Below are 6,174 nucleotides of genomic sequence, written 5' to 3'. Positions count from 1 at the left end.
AGGCCGAAGTAGCCGTCGGCGAGCGCGGCTTCGGCATGGGTCATCACGCGATCGGGTTCGATCGGAATGGCGTAGCGCGCTGCAAGCCTCGCGATGGTTCGGCAGAGCGCGTCGACAGCGTCGTCGCGGAGCGGATAGGGGCCGAAATCGTGCGGGTTCGCACCGCGCATACCAGCTATTGCGAGCCCCACGGCGTACGAGTTGCGTCCGAAGGTATGCGCGGCGTAGGGGGCGGATGGATTCTCGCCTATGTCGCGCATGTTCTCGCGCAGGTCGTGCGTCCGAACGACGCGCAGGCGGCCGTGCTGCCGCGCGACGCAGAAATGATAGCTGTCGAAGACGCGTTCTTCATCGTCGCCGGTCCAATGGAGGTAGATCGCGTCGATCCGCCCGTCCGGAAGCCCATCGAAAGCGCGCTCTTCTTCCACCCCGTGCTGGTTTTACGTGCGATACGGCGAATCTTGGTGAGACGATGTCTTTCTTTCCGCCAGGCCACTCCTACGATGATGGGGTTCTGCACATTTCCGGCGAGCGTGCCGACCAGCTCGCCGAGACCTACGGCACGCCGCTACTGGTGCTCGATCTGCGCGAGATCGATGCGAGCGTTGCGCGATTGCGGGCGGCGTGCGAACCGCATGGCGTGCGTATCTCCTATGCGGGCAAGGCGTTATTGGTAACCGCCCTGGCGCGGCGGATCGATCGGCTCGGGCTGGCGCTTGACGTAAGCTCGCTCGGCGAACTTGCGACGGCAGAGCGTGCCGGGGTGCCGCCGGAACGCGTGACGATGCATGGCGCCGGAAAGGACGCCGCCGAATTGCAAGCGGCGCTCGACGGGCGGGTGGGGCGGATCATCGTCGACGGCATCGACGAACTCGGCCGGCTCGCGCGGATGCCGGCCTCGAAGCGCGGCGCCGATATTATCCTTCGGCTCAATACGGGCATCGAAGCGCACACTCACGATTTCGTTCGCACGGCGGGCGACGATTCCAAGTTCGGCATCGCCCCGCACGAGGAGGCCGAGGCGCTTCGGTTGCTTGCGAGCGCACCTACGCTTCGATTGCGCGGTTTGCACGCGCATATCGGGTCGCAGATTTACGAGGCGGCGCCTTTTGCAGCGAACGCGCAGCAGTTGGTCGCGGCGATGCAACGCTTTACGGATGCCGGCGCAGCCATCGATACGCTGATTCTCGGTGGCGGATTCGGCATCGCCACGCATCCGAATCCAACCGACGAAACCCTGGATCTCCAGGCCGCGATCGCCGGTATGGTAGCTAGCGCGCGCGAGGCTACGAGTACGCTCGGCCTGCCGATGCCGTCGCTCGAAATCGAGCCCGGACGCTATATCGTGGGGAACGCCGGGACCTCGCTATATCGCGTCATGGCGATCAAGCGATACGACCGGCGGACGTTCGTCATCGTCGATGGAAGCATGGCCGATAATCCACGCCCCGCGCTTTACGGCGCGAAGCACCATGTGGTTCCCGTACACGAAACGCCCGGCGGCGTGCACGAAGTTACGCTATGCGGGCGTTCGTGCGAAAATGACGAGCTGGGCGACATGTTGCTGCCGCTGCGCCTTAAAGCCGGCGATCTGCTCGCCATGTGTTCGGCCGGAGCATACACGTACAGCATGGCCAGCAATTACAATCGTTTCTTGCGCCCGCCGATCGTCGCGGTCGGCGACGGACCGCCGCAGCTCTACGCGCGACGGGAGACGATCGACGATCTATTGCGTTGCGACGTCGATGCATAGGATCGTCTGCTCGATAGCCGCGCTTGCGTTACTCTGCACCGGCGCAACCTTTGCCCAAACCGCGCCGATAGCGCCGACGCTGATCGGCGCGCACGTCGGTCTCTATGCGATCGATCTCAGCGACGGTGCGGTCTTAGCGAATCGGCATGCCGACGATGCCTTCATACCCGCGTCCACGATGAAACTGATCGTGGGATCGGCAGCGCTCGACCGCTTTCCGGCCGGCTTCGCTTTCACCACGCGCGCGTGGCTGCTCGGCACGCATCTCTACCTGCAAGGCGGCGGCGACCCAACGTTCGACGACGCCGCGCTTCAGGCGGCGGCGACGGCGGTGGCGGCTGCCGGCGTGCGCGCGATCGATGCAATAACGATCGACGATACGCGGTATACGGGGCCGCATTATCCGCCCGGATGGTCGATCGACGACATGCCCTACGACTATGCCGCGCCGATCACCGCATTTTCGCTCGACGACAACGTCATGCACCTGGAGTTCGCTCCGGCGGCTCGGCCTGGAGAATTCGCCCGCGGCATTGGGCCGGCCGACGCGCCGCTGGTGCTCGGCGCAAGCACGCTGGTAACGGGCGCGCCCGGCTCCGCAGACACTTCGGATCTGCGGCGGCGCTGGGGCCACGCGCGGCTGGAGGCGTTCGGCTCGATTCCTCAAGACGGTCCGCCGGTAACCCTCGACGCTGCGGTGCAACGGCCGCGCGCGTTCGCATATGCGCGCCTGCGCGAAGCGCTCTTGGAGCGCGGCGTTACGGTCGCCGGGACCGCGCCCGCTCCGGGGAGCGTTCCTGCAGGCGCGCGCCTTCTTTGGACGCACGCTTCGCCGCCGCTCGCACAGGTGCTGGCGCGATTCTGGTTGCCAAGCGATAATTTCTACGGCGAGATGCTCGTCAACGAGTTGGGCACGGCGACGACCGGCCCCGGCACGACCCTCGAGCGCGGCATCGATGCGGAGCGCACGTGGCTCGCAGGCATCGACGTCGATCCGCAATCGCTCACGATCGTCGATGGTTCGGGCCTCTCGGAGTACGACCGGGCCACGCCGCGAGCGCTCGTCGCCATCCTCGCGCACGATTGGGCCGGGCCGCATCGCAGCGACGTGCTCGCGGCGTTGCCGCAGGCGGGCGTGCGCGGGACGCTGCAGAGCGCGTTCGTCGATACGCCGTTGCGCGGCATCCTCTATGCAAAGACCGGCTCGATGAACCACACCCGCACTCTGGCGGGCTATCTCATCACGCCGGCGCGCACGGTCGCGTTCGCGCTCATGATCAACGATTGGATGGACGCCTCGCCGGGCGCCGCGACCGCGCTCGACCGAGCTCGCGCCGCGATGCTGGAAGCGCTCCTGAGCATTCCCGCCCACTAGGACGCATCCGGTCGTCCGCGGCCGGCGTTCTAGTTAATGCTATGAAACAAGAAACCGCGACCTTCGCAGCCGGCTGCTTCTGGGGCGTCGAGATGACGTTCCGGCAGATTCCGGGCGTTTTGGATGCGATCGTCGGCTACACCGGCGGCCACACGCAAAATCCCACCTACCGCGAGGTTTGCTCCGACACCACCGGCCATGCCGAAGCGATCGAAGTTACCTACGACCCCGCGCAGGTCACCTACGAACGGCTGCTCGAGGTATTCTGGCAGATGCACGATCCAACGCAGGTGAATCGGCAAGGCCCGGACATCGGCACGCAGTATCGTTCCGCGATCTTCACCCATTCCGACGAGCAAGCGCGCATCGCTCGCGCGTCGCGCGATCGCGCGCAATCCGATTTTGGACGACCGATCGCAACCGAGATCGTCCCGGCAACGCAGTTCTATCGCGCCGAAGAGTACCATCAGCGCTACTTCGAGAGCCATAACGTGACGTGCCACGTGCCGGTCCGATGAAGCGCGCACACTTTTTTACGAGCCTGGCTGCCGTTGCGGCCGCCGCCGCCGTGCCCGCCGGCGCGAGCGAGCACTATGCGGTAACGCACACGGACGCTCAATGGAAAGCGCTGCTCGGTAGCGATCGTTATTATATTCTGCGCCAAAACGGCACGGAGCCGGCATTTTCAAGTCCGCTGATCGGCGAAAAGCGGCCAGGGCTCTATCATTGCGCGGGCTGCAAGTTGGCGGTCTTTACGTCGAAGACCAAGTACGATAGCGGCGACGGGTGGCCGTCGTTCTGGGACGTTCTACCGGGAACCACGCGCACGCGCGCCGATCACGAACTCGTCGAGGAACGCACCGAGGTGCATTGCCGCCGATGCGGCAGCCATCTCGGCCACATCTTCGACGATGGGCCGGCTCCCACGCATCTGCGTTACTGCATCGACGGACTAGCGCTTATCTTCGTCCCGGGCGCCGCATAAACGCCGCCGCCCTTATGGGGCGTGGGTTGCAAAGAGCGGCAACATCGGCTGCACGCCGGGGTCGCCGGCATGGTTGAGATACGTGTGGATTCCGAACGCGTCTTCCACGGTACGTAGCAGCGAGTAATGCGTGTACGGTGTCGGGTCGCTGATGCCGCGCGGCCCGTGATTCGTGATGACGACCGTGGCGACGTGCCCGCCTCCGCCTTCCTTGCCGTTGTGCCCGTCTTCGTCGAACGTGATAACGATGGCGGTATTTGAAGCCGCCTTCCATACAGGTGAGCTCATGATCTCATGGACGATGGCGGCGGCGTTTCGATCGCCGCGGGAGATGAGTGCGGGAATATTCGCCGACCAGCAATCGAACGGTTGTAAGTGCAGCAATCCGTCACCGTGCATTTCGTTACAGATATTCGGAATGACGAAGGCGAAATTGGGAACGTTGCCGCTACGCAGATCGCTCGCGAGCCGGTCGAACCCGACCAGACGCTCGTTACGGTGCGGGTCCTTTTGGACCGAAGCAAAGTTGATGAATCCCGAGTGTTTCGAGGCGTAGACAATTAGGTTATGCGGCAATCCCTTGGCGTGCGGGTCGGCGGCCACCACCGCCAGCGAGCCCGGCTCGGGGATCGATTCGCTGTAGCCTTTCCATGTGAGGCCCGCGTCCTGGAGTTGCGTCGCCAGATTCGGGCCGGCGATCGTATGGTCCACGTATCCCGCATCGTCCGAACCCGGGCAGTAGCGCGTATCGTGAGGTTTACAGTAGTATGCGTCGTCGTCGCGGATGCCGAACGTGGAGCCGCCGATCATCGCGACGTAGTTGGGCTCGCTGGGATGCGCCACCGCATCGTAGTGCGTCGCGACACCGTAGGCTTTGGCGAAGGCGTTGATGGAGGGCGCGTGGCTGTTGCCGATGATTTGCGAATAGTCTTTGTTTTCTTCCACGATCACAAATACGTGCGCGTATCGTGGCATCGCGCGGTCGCGCGCGCTCATTTGCGAAGCATCCGCGCGTGCCGCGAGCGCGCAAGCGAACGCGCACCCGAGCAACGCCGCGAAAATGCGCCGGCCCGCTCGGGCCACTATGGACGACCCGGCCGTTGGGTTCGCGCGTCCGGCTTCTCCGCCTCGCGCTTCTCCGCGTCGCGTTGCGCGTCTTCCTCGTGAAAACGGCGAAGCGCTTCAAAGCGCTGGTCGTCGTCAACCCCCAGGGCCGGGTCGATCCCGAGCTCGCGCACCATTTCGTCTCCGATATCGTCGTTCATAGGTCCTCGTTTCGCACTCACCACGCGAGCATCGCCTGGGTCCGGCCTACAGGCCGGGCAATCGACCAGTCAATAATCGAGCGGACAGCCGCACGGCCGTTGTTCCAACATCTTCCCTGGGTTCGCTCCGTCATAACGTATTCCGTCCTTCACGGCGTTCATCGTGGAGTCATCGACGTCCGATAACTTCATAGCTATGACCGGCATTGCGGCCTCGCTCGTGCGAGACATCGCACTCTACCTGATCGCCCTTCCGGCGCTGTTTGTGGCGCTCGCGATCGTTCGGCGCAGGGCCTGGTGGGGCGATCTGCGAGCGGCTGCACTGGGCGGAGCGTTCACCATCGCTTTGGTCAAAATCGCGGGCGCGCTATACTTCCACGAACGGCCCTTTGTCGTCCAGCACGTCGCGCCGCTCATCGCGCACGCGCCCGATAATGCCTTCCCCTCCGACCATTTGGCGGCGTGCGGCCTGGCCGTGGCCTTTTTGATCGGGCGCGACCGCCGTCTGGCGATCCTTGCGACCCTCTGCGCGATTGCGATAGGCTATACCCGCATCGCCGCCGCACTCCACTGGCCGATCGATATTGCGAGCGGATTCGCGCTCGGTATGGCCGCAATGTTAGCCGCCGATGCGCTGCTGCGTCACCTCTTCCCCGTACGGCCCGTACCTACGGCGGAATAGCGTCACAAGAGCGATGGCCCCCTAAAGCTGGAGCGGCTAACTGTCGAAAGTTGATATGTATGCCGCGCTCGTGCAAATGCCGAGCCGGTTTTGACTGCGCCGGGGGAGTCAACA

The 6,174-nt window shown here is 64.3% G+C and carries 8 protein-coding genes; 5 read left to right on the top strand and 3 right to left on the bottom strand.

The window, feature by feature from the left end:
- Positions 1–428: N-acetylmuramoyl-L-alanine amidase (locus tag VMW12_13970; GenBank protein ID HUZ50830.1), on the bottom strand; the 428-nt coding region annotated here is incomplete at its 3' end.
- A gap of 44 nt (positions 429–472) precedes the next feature.
- Here VMW12_13970 and lysA point away from each other — a divergent pair.
- Genes lysA through msrB form a run of 4 tightly spaced genes read left to right on the top strand, consistent with a single transcriptional unit; the run spans position 473 to position 4,113 of the window.
- A complete protein-coding gene (gene lysA / locus VMW12_13965; protein HUZ50829.1) occupies positions 473–1,753 on the top strand; it encodes a diaminopimelate decarboxylase in 1,281 nt (426 codons plus the stop codon).
- Entirely contained in the window at positions 1,746–3,128 is a 1,383-nt protein-coding gene (dacB, locus tag VMW12_13960; GenBank protein ID HUZ50828.1) for a D-alanyl-D-alanine carboxypeptidase/D-alanyl-D-alanine-endopeptidase, read from the top strand. Before lysA ends, dacB begins: the two co-directional genes overlap by 8 nt.
- A 41-nt stretch (positions 3,129–3,169) precedes the next feature.
- The gene (gene msrA, locus VMW12_13955; GenBank protein ID HUZ50827.1) at positions 3,170–3,646 is read left to right on the top strand and encodes a peptide-methionine (S)-S-oxide reductase MsrA; all 477 of its coding nucleotides are present in this window, start codon (positions 3,170–3,172) and stop codon (positions 3,644–3,646) included.
- Positions 3,643–4,113, top strand: a complete 471-nt coding sequence (gene msrB / locus VMW12_13950) for a peptide-methionine (R)-S-oxide reductase MsrB (GenBank protein HUZ50826.1) — start codon at positions 3,643–3,645, stop codon at positions 4,111–4,113. The genes msrA and msrB overlap by 4 nt, the downstream gene beginning before the upstream one ends.
- A 12-nt stretch (positions 4,114–4,125) precedes the next feature.
- Here msrB and VMW12_13945 read toward each other — a convergent pair whose 3' ends face one another.
- On the bottom strand, positions 4,126–5,196 hold the full coding sequence (locus VMW12_13945) for an alkaline phosphatase family protein (GenBank protein HUZ50825.1): 1,071 nt from the start codon (positions 5,194–5,196) through the stop codon (positions 4,126–4,128).
- Entirely contained in the window at positions 5,196–5,378 is a 183-nt protein-coding gene (locus tag VMW12_13940; GenBank protein ID HUZ50824.1) for a hypothetical protein, read from the bottom strand. The genes VMW12_13945 and VMW12_13940 overlap by 1 nt, the downstream gene beginning before the upstream one ends.
- Before the next feature lie 196 nt (positions 5,379–5,574).
- Between VMW12_13940 and VMW12_13935 the strand changes: the two genes are divergently transcribed.
- Complete coding sequence (locus VMW12_13935; GenBank protein ID HUZ50823.1) at positions 5,575–6,060, top strand: phosphatase PAP2 family protein; 486 nt, start codon at positions 5,575–5,577, stop codon at positions 6,058–6,060.
- Positions 6,061–6,174: the final 114 nt, after the last annotated feature.

Source organism: Candidatus Dormiibacterota bacterium (assembly GCA_035532835.1).
Taxonomy (GTDB): domain Bacteria; phylum Vulcanimicrobiota; class Vulcanimicrobiia; order Vulcanimicrobiales; family Vulcanimicrobiaceae; genus DAHUXY01.
The sequence above is the reverse complement of the archived record's forward strand: the minus strand, read 5'-3'. Positions and strand labels throughout refer to the sequence as shown.

What these genes read in the sequence shown, in the direction of transcription:
- lysA (HUZ50829.1), top strand. Translation starts at nt 473, where the DNA reads ATGTCTTTCTTTCCGCCAGGCCACTCCTACGATGATGGGGTTCTGCAC.
- dacB (HUZ50828.1), top strand. Translation starts at nt 1,746, where the DNA reads ATGCATAGGATCGTCTGCTCGATAGCCGCGCTTGCGTTACTCTGCACC.
- msrA (HUZ50827.1), top strand. Translation starts at nt 3,170, where the DNA reads ATGAAACAAGAAACCGCGACCTTCGCAGCCGGCTGCTTCTGGGGCGTC.
- msrB (HUZ50826.1), top strand. Translation starts at nt 3,643, where the DNA reads ATGAAGCGCGCACACTTTTTTACGAGCCTGGCTGCCGTTGCGGCCGCC.
- VMW12_13940 (HUZ50824.1), bottom strand. Translation starts at nt 5,378, where the DNA reads ATGAACGACGATATCGGAGACGAAATGGTGCGCGAGCTCGGGATCGAC.
- VMW12_13935 (HUZ50823.1), top strand. Translation starts at nt 5,575, where the DNA reads ATGACCGGCATTGCGGCCTCGCTCGTGCGAGACATCGCACTCTACCTG.